Source organism: Aquabacter sediminis, from assembly GCF_028863665.1.
Taxonomy (GTDB): domain Bacteria; phylum Pseudomonadota; class Alphaproteobacteria; order Rhizobiales; family Xanthobacteraceae; genus L1I39.
Window position 1 is genome coordinate 213847 of sequence record NZ_JARBFX010000006.1, and the last position, 15727, is coordinate 229573.

At 68.5% G+C, this 15727-nt stretch carries 15 protein-coding genes; 13 read left to right on the top strand and 2 right to left on the bottom strand.

Going from position 1 to position 15727, the window contains the following annotated elements:
* Positions 1-19: 19 nt before the first annotated feature.
* From PV781_RS14430 to PV781_RS14490, 13 genes are all read left to right on the top strand, one after another.
* Positions 20-820: an SDR family NAD(P)-dependent oxidoreductase gene (locus PV781_RS14430; protein WP_274776326.1), complete on the top strand. Its 801-nt coding sequence runs from the start codon at positions 20-22 to the stop codon at positions 818-820.
* Between the two features lie 25 nt (positions 821-845).
* Complete coding sequence (locus PV781_RS14435; RefSeq protein ID WP_274776327.1) at positions 846-1745, top strand: polysaccharide deacetylase family protein; 900 nt, start codon at positions 846-848, stop codon at positions 1743-1745.
* A 36-nt stretch (positions 1746-1781) separates the two neighbouring features.
* The gene (locus PV781_RS14440) at positions 1782-2696 is read left to right on the top strand and encodes an ABC transporter permease (protein WP_274776328.1); all 915 of its coding nucleotides are present in this window, start codon (positions 1782-1784) and stop codon (positions 2694-2696) included.
* Between the two features lie 9 nt (positions 2697-2705).
* A complete protein-coding gene (locus PV781_RS14445; RefSeq protein WP_274776329.1) occupies positions 2706-3536 on the top strand; it encodes an ABC transporter permease in 831 nt (276 codons plus the stop codon).
* Between the two features lie 37 nt (positions 3537-3573).
* A complete protein-coding gene (locus PV781_RS14450; protein WP_274776330.1) occupies positions 3574-4680 on the top strand; it encodes an ABC transporter substrate-binding protein in 1107 nt (368 codons plus the stop codon).
* Between the two features lie 10 nt (positions 4681-4690).
* On the top strand, positions 4691-5800 hold the full coding sequence (locus tag PV781_RS14455; RefSeq protein WP_274776331.1) for an ABC transporter ATP-binding protein: 1110 nt from the start codon (positions 4691-4693) through the stop codon (positions 5798-5800).
* 36 nt (positions 5801-5836) lie between these two features.
* The gene (locus PV781_RS14460; protein ID WP_274776332.1) at positions 5837-7006 is read left to right on the top strand and encodes a M20 family metallopeptidase; all 1170 of its coding nucleotides are present in this window, start codon (positions 5837-5839) and stop codon (positions 7004-7006) included.
* Positions 7007-7123: 117 nt separating this feature from the next.
* Positions 7124-7846, top strand: coding sequence for a FadR/GntR family transcriptional regulator (locus tag PV781_RS14465; protein WP_274776333.1), 723 nt, complete (start codon positions 7124-7126; stop codon positions 7844-7846).
* Entirely contained in the window at positions 7843-8742 is a 900-nt protein-coding gene (locus PV781_RS14470) for an amidohydrolase family protein (protein WP_274776334.1), read from the top strand. The genes PV781_RS14465 and PV781_RS14470 overlap by 4 nt, the downstream gene beginning before the upstream one ends.
* Before the next feature lie 35 nt (positions 8743-8777).
* Positions 8778-9779, top strand: a complete 1002-nt coding sequence (locus PV781_RS14475; RefSeq protein WP_274776335.1) for a TRAP transporter substrate-binding protein — start codon at positions 8778-8780, stop codon at positions 9777-9779.
* A 25-nt stretch (positions 9780-9804) separates the two neighbouring features.
* Complete coding sequence (locus PV781_RS14480; RefSeq protein ID WP_274776336.1) at positions 9805-10320, top strand: TRAP transporter small permease; 516 nt, start codon at positions 9805-9807, stop codon at positions 10318-10320.
* Positions 10317-11594, top strand: a complete 1278-nt coding sequence (locus PV781_RS14485) for a TRAP transporter large permease (RefSeq protein WP_274776337.1) — start codon at positions 10317-10319, stop codon at positions 11592-11594. The genes PV781_RS14480 and PV781_RS14485 overlap by 4 nt, the downstream gene beginning before the upstream one ends.
* 9 nt (positions 11595-11603) lie before the next feature.
* Positions 11604-12986 carry an FAD-binding oxidoreductase gene (locus tag PV781_RS14490; protein ID WP_274776338.1) on the top strand — a complete coding sequence of 461 codons (1383 nt, stop codon included), beginning with the start codon at positions 11604-11606 and terminating at the stop codon, positions 12984-12986.
* 67 nt (positions 12987-13053) lie between these two features.
* Here PV781_RS14490 and PV781_RS14495 read toward each other — a convergent pair whose 3' ends face one another.
* Together PV781_RS14495 and PV781_RS14500 are read right to left on the bottom strand one after the other, a co-directional pair.
* Positions 13054-13515: a hypothetical protein gene (locus PV781_RS14495; protein ID WP_274776339.1), complete on the bottom strand. Its 462-nt coding sequence runs from the start codon at positions 13513-13515 to the stop codon at positions 13054-13056.
* A gap of 414 nt (positions 13516-13929) precedes the next feature.
* The gene (locus PV781_RS14500; protein WP_274776340.1) at positions 13930-15723 is read right to left on the bottom strand and encodes a ShlB/FhaC/HecB family hemolysin secretion/activation protein; all 1794 of its coding nucleotides are present in this window, start codon (positions 15721-15723) and stop codon (positions 13930-13932) included.
* Positions 15724-15727 lie beyond the last annotated feature (4 nt).

A 15727-nucleotide genomic window follows, 5' to 3' on the forward strand; every position in this document is an offset into this window, starting at 1 on the left:
CGACCTTGAGGATCATCCCATGAGCGCCGACGCCACCGCCCCTCTCGCCCCCCTCGCCGTCGTCACCGGCGCGGCGCGCGGCATCGGCCGCGCGGTGGCCGAACGTCTTCACCAGGAGGGCTATCGCCTCGCCCTCCTCGACCGCGAAGCCGGCGAGGTGGAAAGCCTCGCCGCCACCCTGTCTGCCGACGGCCCTGTTGCGCGCGCCTACGCCCCTGACATGCGCGTGACGGCGGCCGTCGGCGACGCCTTCGCGGCGCTTGCCCGCGACCTCGGCACCCCCGATGCACTGGTGAACAGCGCCGGCATCTATCCCGACGTGTCCGCCATCGACATGCGGGAAGAGGACTGGGACGTGGTGCTGGACGTGAACCTGAAGGGCACCTTCTTCGCCTGCCAGGCCTTCGCCCGGCTGCGGCGGGATGCAGGCGGGGGCGGCGCCATCGTCAACCTCGCCTCCACGGCGGCCTTTTCCGCCCGCGCCGGGGCGGTGCACTATGCCGCCTCCAAGGGCGGCGTGGTCATGCTCACCAAGGGCCTCGCCCTGGAATGGCGGGACCTCGGCATCCGCGTGAATGCGGTGGCCCCCGGCCTCATCGAGGTGCGGGAGGGGCAGGTTTCCGGCGCCTATCGCCAGCAATTCCTGACCATGATCCCGAGCGGGCGCATCGGCGTGCCCGCGGACATTTCCGGCGTGGTGGCCTTCCTGCTCTCCCCCGACGCCGCCTTCATGAATGCGGAATGCGTGGTGGTGGATGGCGGCTTCCTGGCCGGCCGCCCGCTGCAGCGCGCCGGCACCCCCAACCCGGCCGCCAGCTGAGCCCCATTTCAAGAGGAGCGCCCTCATGAGCGACACCCCCAAGCTCGAACCCTGGCAGTGGCCGGAAGAGCAGTGGCGCCGCATCGTCAACCAGGTGCGCGCCGGCCGTGCGCTGCGCCCCGCCGCCTGGCCCGGTGGCGCGCGCTGCGCGGTGGCGCTTTCCTTCGACAGCGACCACGAGACCTCGGAACTGCGCGACGGCGGCAAGTCCATCGGCCGCATGTCCTGGGGCGAATATGGGGCGCGCGTGGCGGTGCCACGCATCCTCAATCTGCTCGCCAAATATGACGTGAAGGCCACCTTCTACGTGCCCGCCGTGGTCGCCCTCCTGCACCCGGACGAGCAGCGCCGGATCGTCGCCGAGGGCCATGAGATCGGCATTCACGGCTGGATCCACGAGCTGAACTCGGTCCTGCCCTACGAGGACGAGCGCGACCTCATGCTGCGCTCCACCGACACGCTGGAGCAGATCACCGGCGTGCGCCCCGTGGGCCTGCGCACCCCCTCCTGGGACTTCAGCCCCTCCACCTTGCGGATCGAGAAGGAGATGGGCCTCCTCTACGATTCCTCCCTCATGGCGGACGTGGATTGCTACGAGCTGCTGCTGGATGGCGAGCCGAGCGGGGTGCTGGAATTGCCGGTGGAATGGATCCGCGACGACGCGGTCTATTTCATGATGCACCGCTTCCAGTCGCTGCGGCCCTATACGCCGCCCACCGACGTGCTGGACATCTTCCGGCGCGAATTCGATGGCGCGTACGAGGAAGGGGGCATCTGCCAGATCACCATGCATCCCCACATGACCGGCTACCGCTCCCGGATCTTCATCCTGGAGGAGCTGATCCGGCACGCCAAGGCGCGGGGCGACGTGTGGTTCGGCACCCACGCGCAAGTGGTGGAATGGGCACGCGACCATGCGGCCTGAGACCCCTCCCCGCCCCGCATCGGCCGGAGGCCGGCCATGAGCGGCACCGGCGCCCTCGCGGGTGAAGCGCCACGCGCCGAACGGTCCGGCGAGACACCGCCGCGGCGGATTGATGTGGCACGGCTGGTCTCGCTCGCAGCCCTGCTCGGGCCGGCAGTGTTGCTCTTGGGCGTGGGGCTGGTATGGCCCTTCCTGATGATGGCCCGCATGTCGGTGCTGGATCGCTTCCCCGATCCCACCGGCCTGACGCTCGAATATTTCCAGACCGTCCTCACCGACCCCTATTTCCTGCGCATCATCGGGCGGACCTTCTCGCTTGCGGTTGTGGTCACCGCCATCACCGCCGTGATCGGCTATCCCGTGGCCTGGTTCCTCGCCCGCTCGCGCTCGCGCTGGAAGCACCTGGTGTTCCTGGGCGTGATCTCGCCGCTGATGGTCTCCATCATCGTGCGCTCCATCGGCTGGACCATCATCCTGGGCAATGAGGGCTTCATCAACGCCCTGCTGACCGCCCTCGGCATCATCGATACCCCGCTCCGGCTCATGCAGAGCTTCTGGAGCGTCGTGGCGGGCATGGTGCACATCCTCATCCCCTTCATGGTGCTCTCCGTGGCCTCGGTGCTGGGCAAGATCGACCCCGCTTATGCGGAGGCGGCCACCGTCATGGGCGCGAACCCGGTGCGCACCTTCCTGAAGGTGACGCTGCCCTTGTCGGTGCAGGGCATCGCGTCGGGCTCGGTCATCGTCTTCTGCCTGACGGTGGGCGCCTATGTGACGCCGGTCATGCTGGGACGCGGCAAGGTCTCGGTGCTCGCCATGACCATTCACGAGCAGATGGTGGTGTTGGTGGACTGGCCGACAGGTGCGGCGGTGGCGATGGTGCTGACCTTCGGCACCATGGTGGTGCTCACCCTCTACGGCCTGTTCCTGCGCCGTCACGCGCGGCGATAGGAGGCGCGGATGTCGGACCTCTCCCTCGATCCCCCGCCGCCCCACGCCGCCCGGGCGCCCGCCAGCGAGCGCCTGCTGAACGCCTATGTGGTGGCGGTGCTGCTCTTCCTGGCGCTGCCCATCTTCATCGTGGTGCCGCTCGCTTTCAGCGACGATGTCTCGCTGAGCTTCCCGCCCCAGGGCTTCTCGCTCCGCTGGTTCGCCAACATCTGGGCGCGGCCGGAATTTGCCCGCGCCTTCGCGCTGAGCGCCGCCATCGCGCTTGTCGCCACCGCGCTTTCGCTGGTGGCGGGCACGCTGGCGGCGGTGGGGCTGGTGCGGCACCAGTTTCCCGGCCGCGACAGCCTCGTCACCTTCTTCATGACGCCGCTCATCTTCCCGGCCATCGTGCTGGGCGCGGCGGTGGCGCTGATGCTCGCCCCCATGGGCCTTTTGCGCAGCTTCTGGGGCCTGGCCCTCGCCCACACCGTGCTGACCTTCCCCTATGTGCTGCGCACGGCCGTGGCCACCTTGTCGGAGATCGACCGGGCGCTCGGAGAGGCCGCCTATACGCTGGGCGCCAATCGCTGGAAGACCTTCCGCCATGTGACGCTGCCCCTCATGCGGCCGGGGCTTCTGGCGGGGGCGACGTTCGCCCTCATCGTCTCCTTCGACGAGTTCACCGTGTCCATGTTCCTGGTGGGGCCGGGCATGATGACGCTGCCGCTCGAAATGTACAATTACGCCGAGTTCAGCCTCGACCCCACCATCGCCGCCATCTCCACCATCCTCCTCATCATCACCTCGGTGGCGATCCTCGTCATCGAGAAGCTGGTGGGGCTGGGCAAGCAATTCTCGTGACGCGTCCTCCGCAACACGCACCAGAAGGGAAGACCAGATGAGCTCCGACGACACCAAGGACATCCTGCGCTCCTTCGAGGGCCGGGCCAGCCGCCGCGCCATCCTGAAGGGCATGGCCGCGCTCGGCGCGGGCGGCACCGCCTTCCTCCAGCTCGCCGAGGCCCTCGCCCAGGCGACCGATGCGGAAGTGGCCCAGCTCACCATCCTGTCCCAGCCGGGCGTGGTGCCGGAGATCCTGAAGGACGTCACCGTCCCCATGTTCAACAAGGCCTATCCGAAGACGGCGGTGACGTTCGAAGCCGCCTCCAATGCGGTGGCCTATCCGAAGATGCTGGCCCAGCGGTCCAATCCGGTGATCAGCGGCGCCATGGTGAACGACCTGTTCGCCCAGCGCGGCATCAACGACAAGATGTGGGCCCATTTCGACATGTCGCTGGTGCCCAACGCGGCCAACCTGCCGCCGGACCTCACCACCCCCGGCGGCTTCGGCATTCCCTTCCACCTCTCCCCGTTCGGCATCATGTACAACCCGGACAAGGTGGAAGAGCCCAAGTCCTGGACCGACCTGTGGAACCCCAAATACAAGGGCCGGGTCTCCATGTGGGATGTCTATTACGACGCCTACATCATGGCGGCGGTGGTCACCGGCAAGGGGCCGGACGTGGTGGCCGGCATCAAGGCGTGGGAACCCTACAAGGAGAATATCGGCGCCTGGGTGAACTCGCCCACCGGCGAGGAGGACCTCGTCAGCCGCGGCGAGATGTGGCTGGCGCCGCACTGGGGCTCCTGGACCGCCATGGCCAAGTCGCAGGGCAAGAACGTCGCCTTCACCATCCCCAAGGAAGGCGGCGTGCAATGGACCGGCCACATGCAGGTGTGCGCGGGCTTCTCGCCGGCGGTGAGCAAGCTCACGCAGATCTACCTCAACACCTGGCTGTCCGATGAATGCCAGCTCGCCTGGATCGAGCGCGGCTTCTATTCGCCCGCCAGCACCAAGGTGAAGATCCCCGAGGCGCTGAAGTCGAACCCGGCCATCGTCACCGCCGACGAGGCGATCAAGAAGCTGATCCGGCCCGACTTCGTGAAGCTGGCGGCCGAGATGCCGAAGCTGAAGGGCCTCATCGACCGCACGCTCAAGTCCTGACGGGGTCTTCATGGCCAAGCTGAACGCGACCGACGCCGTCGGCGTCGACCTGCGCGACGTGAAGAAGTGGTACGGCTCCGTGCTCGCCGTGCGCGGCGTGTCGCTGGCCATCGCGCCTGGGGAGATGGTGTGTCTCCTCGGGCCGTCCGGCTGCGGCAAGACCACCACGTTGCGCATGATCGCCGGCCTCGAAACGCCCGATGCGGGGGAGATCCGCATCGGCGACACGCTGGTGAACCAGGTGGCGCCGTGGAAGCGCAACATCGGCATGGTCTTCCAGAACTATGCCCTATTCCCGCACATGAGCGTGTTCGAGAATGTCGCGTTCGGCCTTGCCATGCGCAACCGCCCCGCCGCCGAGACCCGCGCGGCGGTGGAGGATGCCATGGCGCAGGTGCGGCTCGCCGGCTTCGGCGAGCGCCGCCCCTCCCAACTCTCCGGCGGCCAGCGCCAGCGCGTGGCGCTGGCGCGCGCCATCGTCACCAAGCCCAACGTGCTGCTGCTGGACGAGCCCCTGGCCGCCCTCGACAAGAAATTGCGCGAGCAGATGCAGGTGGAGATCAAGCAGCTCCAGCGGGCGGTTGGCATCACCACCGTCTTCGTCACCCACGACCAGGAAGAGGCGCTCACGCTGGCTGACCGCATCGTGGTGATGGAGGAAGGCCGCATCGTGCAGATCGGCACCCCCTCCGATGTCTATGAGCATCCCCGCAGCCGCTTCGTCTCCGACTTCATCGGCTTCACCAATGCGGTGGCCGGCAAGGTGGAAGACGTGACCGCCGGCACGGCCCGCATCCGCACCGTCTCCGGCCACACGCTGGAGGTGCCAGCCACCGAGGGCACCGGGGCGGGCGATGCGGTGGACCTGGTGGTGCGGCCGGAAAAAGTGGTGATCGACCCGCCCGCCCATGCCCGCTGCGTGGTGCTGGAGGGGGAATTGGCGCACACGGTCTATTCCGGCGCCGTCACCTACTACCATGTGGATATCGGCCAGGGCGCCATCCTCATCGCCATGGCACCCAATGCCGGAGAAGCCGCCCGCGCCACCTTGCCGCCCGGCAGCCGGATGCGCCTCGGCCTTTATCCCGACACCCTCCTGACCTTCCCGAGCCGGGGCTGAGGCGTGCGCGCCGCCCGGCAGAAAGACCAGTCCGCCATGCCAGACCTGACCCCCGAGGAGGACGCTGTCCTCCAGTGGCTCGCGGCGCGCCGCGACGCCATGGAAGCCTTGCTGGTCGAGGTGGTGAACATCGACAGCGGCAGCTACCACAAGGCGGGCGTCGACCGCGTGGGCGCCGTCTTCCGTGCCCATCTTGCGGCAGCAGGCGTGCCCACGCAGACGGTGCCCGTCGCCGAGCAAGGCGACAACCTCATCGCCGAGATCCCCGGCCGCACGGTCGGCCCCCATGCCTTGCTGCTCGGGCACATGGACACGGTGTTCCCCGAGGGCACGGTGGCCGCGCGCCCCTTCCGCCGGGAAGGCGACCGCGCCTTCGGGCCGGGGGTGGCGGACATGAAGGCGGGGCTGGTCATGAACACCTTCCTCATCGAGGCCTTCCACGCGCTCGGCGGGGCGCCCATGCCGCTGAAGGTGCTCTATTCCAGCGACGAGGAGATCGCCTCCCCCTCCTCCCGTTCGGTGATCCAGGCCTGCGCCGAAGGGGCGGCGCTGGTCCTGAACGCCGAGCCGGGGCGGCCCAATGGCAATGTGGTGATCGCCCGCAAGGGCGCCATCTTCTTCACCCTGGAAGTCTCCGGCCGCGCCGCCCATGCGGGCGTGGAGCCGGCCAAGGGCGCGAGCGCCATCGAGGCCCTCGCCCGCAAGGTCTTGAGCCTCCAGGCGATCAACCGGCCGGGGTCGGACACCACCGTCTCCGTGGGCCTCATCAAGGGCGGGGAATCCGTCAACATGGTGCCCGCCTGCGCCAAGGCCGAGGTGGACGTGCGCTTTTCCACCATCGAGGCCATGGAAGAGGTGTGGCGGCAGATCCTCGCCATCGTGGACCGGGAAGACCTGCCCGGCACCGCCGCGCGCATCACCCGCAAGCGCAACTTCCTGCCCTTCGCCCAGTCCCCCGCCAGCGAGGCGCTGTTCCACGCTTATGTGGCCTGCGCACGGGACCTGGGGATGAATGTGGGCGGCGAGGCCACCGGCGGTTCGGCCGACAGCGGCTTCACCGCGGCGGTGGGGGCGCCCACGCTCTGTGCCACCGGACCCGTGGGTGGCGGCGCCCATTCGCTGGATGAATTCTGCGACCTCGACACTTTGGTGCCCCGCGCCCAGGCGGTTGCCCTCACCTTGCTGCGGCACGGCCAGCCCCTCTGAGCCCCCGCCCAGGACGGGGAGCGCGGCCAAAAGGGAGCGTCCCGGCGATGACGCAAGGGGATTTCGGTACGTCACCTCATCTTGCCGTACGGACAGCTTGTATGATAACTGGACAACATGACCTTCTCCATTCGCCGGGCGCCCGCATTGTCGGCGGAGGTGGCCCGCAGCCTCTCCGACGCCATCCGCAGCGGCGCGCTCGCGCCGGGTGACCGCCTGCCCTCCGAGAAGGAATTGGCGGAACGCTACGCCGTCTCGCGCATGGTGGTGCGTGAGGCGCTGTCCCGGCTGAAATCCGATGCCCTGGTGGAATCCCGGCAGGGGCTTGGGGCGTTCGTGGCGGCCGAGCCCGGCAAGGGCCTGTTCCGGCTGGAGGCGGACGCTTCCACCCGCGCCTCGCTGCGGCACGTCTTCCAGCTGCGCGTGGCGGTGGAGGGCGCCGCGGCGGGTTTGGCCGCCGTGCAGGCCTCGGACGCCCATCGCGCGGCCGTCGCCCGCGCCCTGGACGACCTGCGCGCGGACATCGCCGCCGGCCGGGACGGCATCGAGGCCGACAACAGCTTCCACGAAGCCATCGCCCGGGCATCAGGCAACCCCTATTTCGAGCGCTTTCTTTCCTTCCTCGGCGCCAGCTTGCGCGAGGTGATCGCCCATGCGCGGGTCAATACGCGCGCCCGGCATCCCGGCCGGATCATGGCGGTGCAGGCGGAGCACGAGGCGGTGCTGGCCGCCATCACCGCCGCCGATGCGGCCGGCGCCGAGGCCGCCATGCGCACCCACCTGTCCAACGCCATGGAGCGCCTCGGCTTCGGGCCGTTCGCTTCGGAGACCGCCCCATGACCGTCGCAGCCACAGCCGGCGCGCCCCCCTGCCAGGGGCCTGATCCCGTCATCCGCGCCCCCGCCTTCCCCATTCCCGCCGGGGCGGTGGACACCCATGCCCATGTGATCGGCGCGCACGACGCCTATCCGATGGTGGCCAACCGCAGCTACACCCCGCCCCCGGCGCCGGAAGCGGCCTATCTCGCCATGCTCGACGGCCTGCATATGAGCCGGGGCGTGCTGGTGCAGATCTCGGTCTACGGCACCGACAATCGTTGCATGGTGCAGACCTTGCGCGCCCATCCCGACCGCCTGCGCGGCGTGGCGGTGGTGTCCCCGGACGTGTCCGACCGGGAGCTGGAGGAGCTTGCCGCCGCCGGTGTGAAGGGCATCCGCATCAATGTCCTGTTCGGCGGCGGCGTCGCCATGGACGAGCTGGAGCGCCTCGCCGCGCGTGTCGCCCCGCTGGGGTGGCACATCCAGCTGCTGTTGGACGCCCGCGCGCTGCCCGAGCTTGGACCACGCATTGCCGCCTTGCCGGTGGAGGTGGTGGTGGACCATATCGGCCACATGCCGGTGACGGAAGGCATCGACCATCCCGGCTTCCAGATGCTGCTGCGCCTGATGCGCGACGGCCGGGCCTGGACCAAGCTTTCCGGCGCCTATCGCATTTCCGGCACTGGCGCGCCCTTCCACGACACGCTGGCCTTCGCCCAGGCGGTGGTGGACGCCGCCCCCGACCGCTGCGTGTGGGGGTCCGACTGGCCGCACGTGGCGGTCTCCGGCCCCATGTTCAACACCACCGACCTTCTGGACCTGCTGCCGCTCTGGGTGCCCGACGAGGCCCAGCGGAGGCGGATCCTCGTGGACAACCCCGCGCGACTTTACGGCTTTCCCACCCCGACCGCCGGCTGAACCGGCAGCGGCCCATCACCTGGAGGAATGTGCTCATGACCCGTCTGTTCTCGCGCCGTGCCCTGGCGCTCGCCCTTTCGGCGGCAACCCTCTTCACCGCCGTGCCGGCGCTTGCCCAGCAGAAGACCGTGCTGAAGCTCGGCTGGACCACCTCCGACGGCGCCCAGGACCCCTATGCGGTGGGCGCCCGCGACTTCAAGAAGGCCCTGGAAGAGGCTTCCGGCGGCCGGATCGAGGTGCAGCTGTTCCCCAACCGGCAGCTCGGTGACGAGAAGGCCATGCTCGACGGCATGCGCCTCGGCACCGTGGATGCGGGCATCATCACCAATGCGGTGGTGGCGCAGATCGAACCCTCCTTCCAGGTGGTGGACCTGCCCTTCCTGTTCGCCAACGAAGCCCAGGCCCAGAAGGTGCTGGACGGTCCCGTGGGCCAGAAGCTGGCCGCCAAGCTGGAGACCAAGGGCATCAAGCTGCTGGCCTTCATGGAAGGCGGCTTCCGCGACATGATCAACAATGTCCGCCCGGTGGAAACGCCCGCCGACGTGAAGGGCGTGAAGTACCGGGTGATGCAGAACCCGGTCTTCATCGGCATGTTCTCCTCGCTGGGCGGAAACGCCGTGCCCATGGCCTGGGGCGAGACCTTCACGGCCGTGCAGCAGGGCGCCATTGACGGCCTGGAGATCCCGCTCGCGGTGATCGAGCAGAACAAGTATTTCGAGGTCACCAAGTATCTCTCGCTGACCAACCACACCTATTCGGCCATCGACCTCGTCATCTCCAAGCGCGTGTTCGACCGCCTGCCGGAAGACCTGCGCAAGGCGGTGCTCAGCGCCGCCGCCAGCGCCACCAAGGCGCAGCGCGCCACCGCCGCCGCCGACGCCAAGGCGGTGCTCGCCAAGCTGGAAGCCTCCGGCATGAAGGTGAACGCGGTCAAGGACATCAAGCCGTTCCGCGAGTCCGTGCAGGGCGTCTACGAGCAGTTCAAGCCCACCATCGGCCCGGACCTGCTCCAGGAGACCCTCACCGCCGTCCAGTGAGCCAATAAAGGTCAGGGGCACGGCCATGGTCCATGCGATCCGCACTGCGGGCGAGCGCCTCCTGGCGCTCGTCACCAGCCTCCTGCGCGCCAGCCTCGTGGTGGCAGGCGCCGTCATGGTGGCCTGCATCACCATCCAGGTGGTGATGCGCTACGTGTTCGGCCGCACACCCTCCTGGTCGGAGGAAATGGCGGTGCTCATGTTTTCCTGGGCGACGCTGGGCGGGCTGGCGCTTGGCGTCCGGGAAGGCTTCCATGTGCGCCTCGACCTGCTGGTGGACCGCGTGCCGGCCAACTGGCGCCCGCTGGCGGAGCGGGGGCTTGATGCCATCGCCGCCGCCTTTGGCGCCTATCTGTTCTGGTCGGGCCTGCGCTTCTACGACATGGCCGGTGGCTCCATCTCGGCAGCCATCGGCTATCCCATCGAGATCCTCAATGCCTTCGCGCCCACGGCGGGCGCCCTCATTTTCCTGTTCGCCGCCTGGCGGGTGGTGACGGGTGCACCCGCGCGGGCGGCCGCCAGCGGGGAGACTGCGGCATGAACGCGGTTCTCCTCCTTCTCACCGGTGGCTTTGCCAGCCTGGTGATGATCGGCGTGCCCTTTGCCATCGCCATTGGCGTGGTGGTGATGCTGGTGCTCACGGTGGCGGACATCGAGCCGGCTTTCCTCGCCCAGCAGCTCATTGCCGGCTCCCAGTCCTTCAGCCTGCTGGCCATTCCGCTCTTCATGCTGGCGGGCGAGCTCATGAGCGCGGGCGGGCTCTCCCAGCGCCTCATCGACGCCGCCTCGGTCCTGGTGCGCCACCGCACCGGCGGGCTTGCCATGGTGGCGGTGCTGGCGGCCATCGTGTTCTCGGCCATTTCCGGCTCGGCCCCGGCCACCACCGCCGCCATCGGCGGCATTCTCATCCCGGCCATGGCAAAGGCCGGCTACGACAAGGCTTTCGCCACCTCCATCGCGGTGAGCGCCGGCGTGCTTGGCCCGCTTATTCCGCCCTCCATCGCCTTCGTCATCTGGGGCATCGTGGCGGAACAGTCCATCGGCAAGCTGTTTTTGTCGGGCGTGGTGCCGGGACTCTCCATTGCCCTCGGCCTGCTGGTTGTCTGCTGGGTCCATGCCAAGCGCAACAAGGTGCCCAAGCAGACCCGCGCCACCTGGCCGGAAATGGTCGCCGCCTTTAACCATGGCAAATGGGCGCTGCTGTCGCCCGTGGTGGTGCTGGGCGGCATCTATGGCGGCGTCTTCACGCCCACGGAAGCGGCCGGCATCAGCTGCGTCTACGCGCTGCTGGTGGGCGTCTTCATCGAACGCAAGATGAAGGTGAAGGACCTGCCGCGCATCATCCTCCAGGCCATGCGCACCAGCGCCATCGTCACCACCATCATCGCGGTGTCGGCCGGATTCGGGGTGCTGATCGCACAGGAACACATCGCCACCGACTTCGCCGCCTGGCTGGCGGACCACGTCTCCGAGCGCTGGATGGCCCTGGCGGGGCTCAACATCGCCTTCTTCCTGCTGGCGGCGGTGATGGACGAGATCGCCATCATGGTGATCCTCGGCCCCATGCTGATCGCCATCGCCAACCGGTTCGGGGTGGACCCCATCCATTTCGGCTCGATCATCGTCACCAACGTGGCCATCGGCATGGCGGCCCCGCCCATCGGCTATTGCCTGTTCGTGGGCATGGCCATATCCGGGCTGAGCCTGTCGCGCATCGCGCGCGCCATCTGGCCGCAGATCCTGGTGATGCTGGTGGTCCTGTTCCTGACGACCTACATTCCGTCCTTCGCTCTCATGCTCCAACCGGGCCGCTGATCGCACATCATGGACGCCTCTTCCTTCCTGTCCCGCCTCGGGACCCTCGTGGATTCCCGTGGCCTCGTCACCGCGCCTGAAGACATGGCGCCTCACCTCGTGGACTGGCGCGGCCTGTTCCGGGGCGACGCGCTGGCGGTGGTGCGCCCGCGCACCGCGCAGGAGGTGGCCGCCGTGGTCGCCGCCTGCGCCGAGGCGGGCGTCGCCGTGGTGCCCCAGGGCGGCAATACGGGGCTTGCCGGAGGCGCCGTGCCCGTGGGGCCCGCGCCGCAGATCCTGCTCTCCCTCTCCCGCCTCAACGCCATCCGCAAGGTCGACCGGGTGGGCATGCTCATGGAGGTGGAGGCCGGCTGCATCCTCCAGACCGCCCAGGAAGCGGCGCGCGCGGCGGGGCGCCTCTTGCCCGTGAGTTTGGCCGCCGAAGGCACGGCCCAGGTGGGCGGCGTCATCTCCACCAATGCGGGCGGCATCAATGTGCTGCGCTATGGCATGACGCGCCAACTGGTGCTGGGCCTGGAAGTGGTGCTCGCCGACGGGACTTTGGTGAATGCTTTGCGCCCGCTGCGCAAGGACAATGCGGGCTATGACTGGAAGCAGCTCTTCATCGGCTCGGAGGGCACGCTCGGCCTCGTCACCGCCGCGGTGCTGCGCCTCGTGCCCGCCCCGCAGCACAAGGTGACGGCCCTTCTCGCCGTGCCGAGCCCCGAGGCAGCGCTCGCCCTGCTCAACCGGGTGCAGGACGAGGTGGGCGACCAGGTGAGCGCCTTCGAGCTGATCTGCGGCCTCTCCTTCGACCTCCTGAAGCGCAATTGCGGCCTGGACCTGCCCTTGGCACCGGCCCCCTGGCTGGTGCTGATGCAGGCGGATTCCAGCCTCGCCGGCATCGCGGACAAGGTGGAGGAGGTGCTGGCCGGAGCCTTGGAAGCAGAGGAAGCCACCGACGGCGTGGTCGCCTCGTCCGAGGCCCAGGCCCGCCAGCTCTGGGCGCTGCGCGAGCACATCACCGAGGCCGAGCAACGGGAAGGCCCGAGCGTCAAGCACGACGTCTCCGTGCCCATCGCCGACATTCCCGCCTTCCTGGCCGATGCCGAGGCGGCGGTGGCCGCCGCCCATCCCGGCGCACGGGCCAACATGTTCGGCCATGCGGGCGACGGCAACATCCATTTCAACGTGCTGATCCCGCCCGGCACCGACAAGGCGGCGGTAAACCGCACCGTGCATGACGCGGTGGCCCGCTTCGACGGCTCCATCTCCGCCGAGCACGGCATAGGCCAGTACCGGGCCGGCGAGCTGGCCCATTACAAGCCCGCGGCGGAACTCGCCCTCATGCGCCGCATCAAGGCGGCGCTCGATCCCGACGGGCGGCTCAATCCGGGCAAGGTCCTGGCCTGAAGGCGCTGCGGAGCGCCAAAGCCCGATGCGCGTCCGGTGACCCAGCTTTCATCGGACGTGCGTTCGCTCATCCCTCCAGCAAGCGGCGCGCGCGCGCCGACAGGGGGCACCCCTTCTCGCTGAGAAGACGGACGGCCTCGCGCGCCACGTCCGCATTGGCCGTATTGCCGGCAAAGCTCGCCAGGGAATCGCGAAATTCCAGCACCACGTTCCAGGTGCCGAGGGTGGCGCGATAGTCCACCCGCGACACGGCGTCATATGGCTTGCGCCGCGTCCGAATGACCCGGCATTCCACATGATCGGGGTGAAGAATGAGCGTCGGCTTCAGGTCGCTGGACGAGAAGCCGAACCAGGGGACGCCCTTCCAGCCGGAAAACGCGGCCACCAGCGGCACGCGCAAGCCCTGCCCGTCCGGCACGATGCGGCTTTGCGCGGCCGCCGCCAGCTTGGCGCGCACGTGGAACAGCAATGCCGCGCCGATCAGGGCCAAAAGGAAGACCACCACGCAGGCAAAGATCATTGCCGCCATGGCTCAGGCCCCTGGAATGCGCGGGGCCGACGCCCGGGCGGAACGCGGCCACCGGCCGAGCGCAGCGGCACGTCCGGCCTCTTGCCATCTCCCGCGCGCCCTATGGCCATCCGCACAGGCCGGGCCCGGCGTCACACGGGGCCCGGCGCACAAGGACGCCGTCCGATGTGCGATACCCCTTGCCAGCCTCCGACCCATCGCGCCCTCCTTCCGCCGGGGAGAAGGGTGCATCATCCATCGCTCGGATCAAGCGCGCCGCCCGCCCACGCCTTCCGCACCCTTCCGGCGCGGGAGGGAAGCTTGGAGCGCGATCCGATCAGATTGAACCAATCTGATCGGTGAACCGCCCTCTAACGCGTTGAGAGAGAATGCGGGATCCGATCCGCCTGCGGTGCAGGCCGATCGGCGCATGCCCTAGTAGCTGATATAGATCCGCCCCTGGAGGGTCACGTCACCCGCCTGGGTATAGATCGCATCGGTGAGTGCCACACCGGCGATGAAGGAGGCGGTGACATTGCGGGCGAGGGAATAATCCAGGCCCACGCCGATGCCGGCCATGCTTACATTCTGGCTGGTCACAGGACCCAGCACCCCCTGATAGCCATAGGAATGCCCCCAGCCCACATCCAGGAAGGCGAAGGGAGAGACCTGGTCCGCCACATTGGAGAGACCGAGTCCCGACAGGAGCGGGAAGGTGGGCGTGCGCAGCTCGTTGCGCCAGAAGAAGCCAGTATCGGCATTGCCGTCGTCCAGCGTATAGCCGCGCGTGGCATACATGCCGCCGAGCGAGATCTGCTCGGTGTCCGGCAGGGCCTGGCCGGCGGCGATGCCGGAAAAGGCGGACACCCAGCTGAAGCCCGCGGGCAGGCGGGTGACGCGTGAGATGTCGGCGGCCGCATAGACATAATTCACGTCCGTGACCCGGCCACCGCTATAGGCGATCCAGCTCTGCGAATCGTTGCCCCCCACGACGCCGCCGGGATTGGCGAAGAGCTTCAGGTCGAGGCTGGTCAGGCCATATTCGTCGGGCTTGGAAATGGACCAGCCGAGCACCAGTTCGAACAGGCCCGCCTGGGCGCCGCCAATGCCCTCGCCGGTGAAGTAATTGCCGCGGTTGACGCCCTTGCCGGTCACGCCCAGCACCAGGTCGCCCAGATAGGTGCCAGGCAGGAGGTTCGAGATGGCGGTGCGGTAATAGACCGGCACTTCCAGCGTCTCATAAGTGTAGGAGAAGAGGGGAATTGTCCCGGCCTGACGGGAGGCCACATAGCTCGGGACGATCTCCAGGCTCTGCCGGTCGCCGAGCCCAAGCACCACCCGTCCCGCCTGGCTGTAGTAAAGCGGCTGCTGCGGACCCGTCCCCACGCTCCCCTGATCGCTCCAGAAGTCCCAGCTTCCGGTCATCTGGTAGGACACATAGCTATCCCGAAGCCCGGTGAGCGCGGCGCCGAAGCCGACGAAATAGCGATCGAAGCTGGTGGCGTGGGTGCCGGTATTGGACCAGCCGGCAAACACCTGCCACGGCTTCTGCTGGGTGACTTCCAGCGTGAGCGTCGACAGGCCCACCGCGTCGCCCGGCGCGAACACGCCCGACACCGTGCGATAGGGCGTGCGGTTCAGCCAGTTCAGGTCCTCGTCCAGCGCCTCGGCGGAGATGCGCTGGCCGGGAACGGCCCGAACCTGACCGGCAATGGCGGGATCCCCGCCTTGCACCCTCACCCCTCCAACCTTGAACTCCACCACCTGGAGCGTGAGGATGCCGCCCGTGATCTCCTGCGGCGGCAGGGACACGGACACGAAAGGATAGCCCGCGGCGCGATAGACCTTGGAGATGGCGGCCTGCACCTCGCCAATCAGCTTGCGCGTGACCGGTCGGCCCAGGAACGGCTGAAGCGCCTGCTCCAGGCCCGCATGGGGCAGGTCTCCAATATTGCCGATGGCAATGCCGGGCCGGGTGCGCCCCGCGATGCTGTCCTTCGGGCCCAGCAGGCGGATGCCGCGCAGGGCCACCCCAAGCGGTGTCTCGTCCTGGCTCAAGGCGAGGTCCTGGGGGCCGACCATCAAGCGCCCCTGCCCGGAAATGACCGGCGGGAGGTTGCGCTCCACGGGGGCGGCGGCGCGCTGTGCAAAGGCTGGCGCAGCCGCGGCCGCAAGGGCCAGAAGGGCGAGGGAGGAAGTGGCGAGAGCGGGAGTGGGGATGCGGCGCATGGAT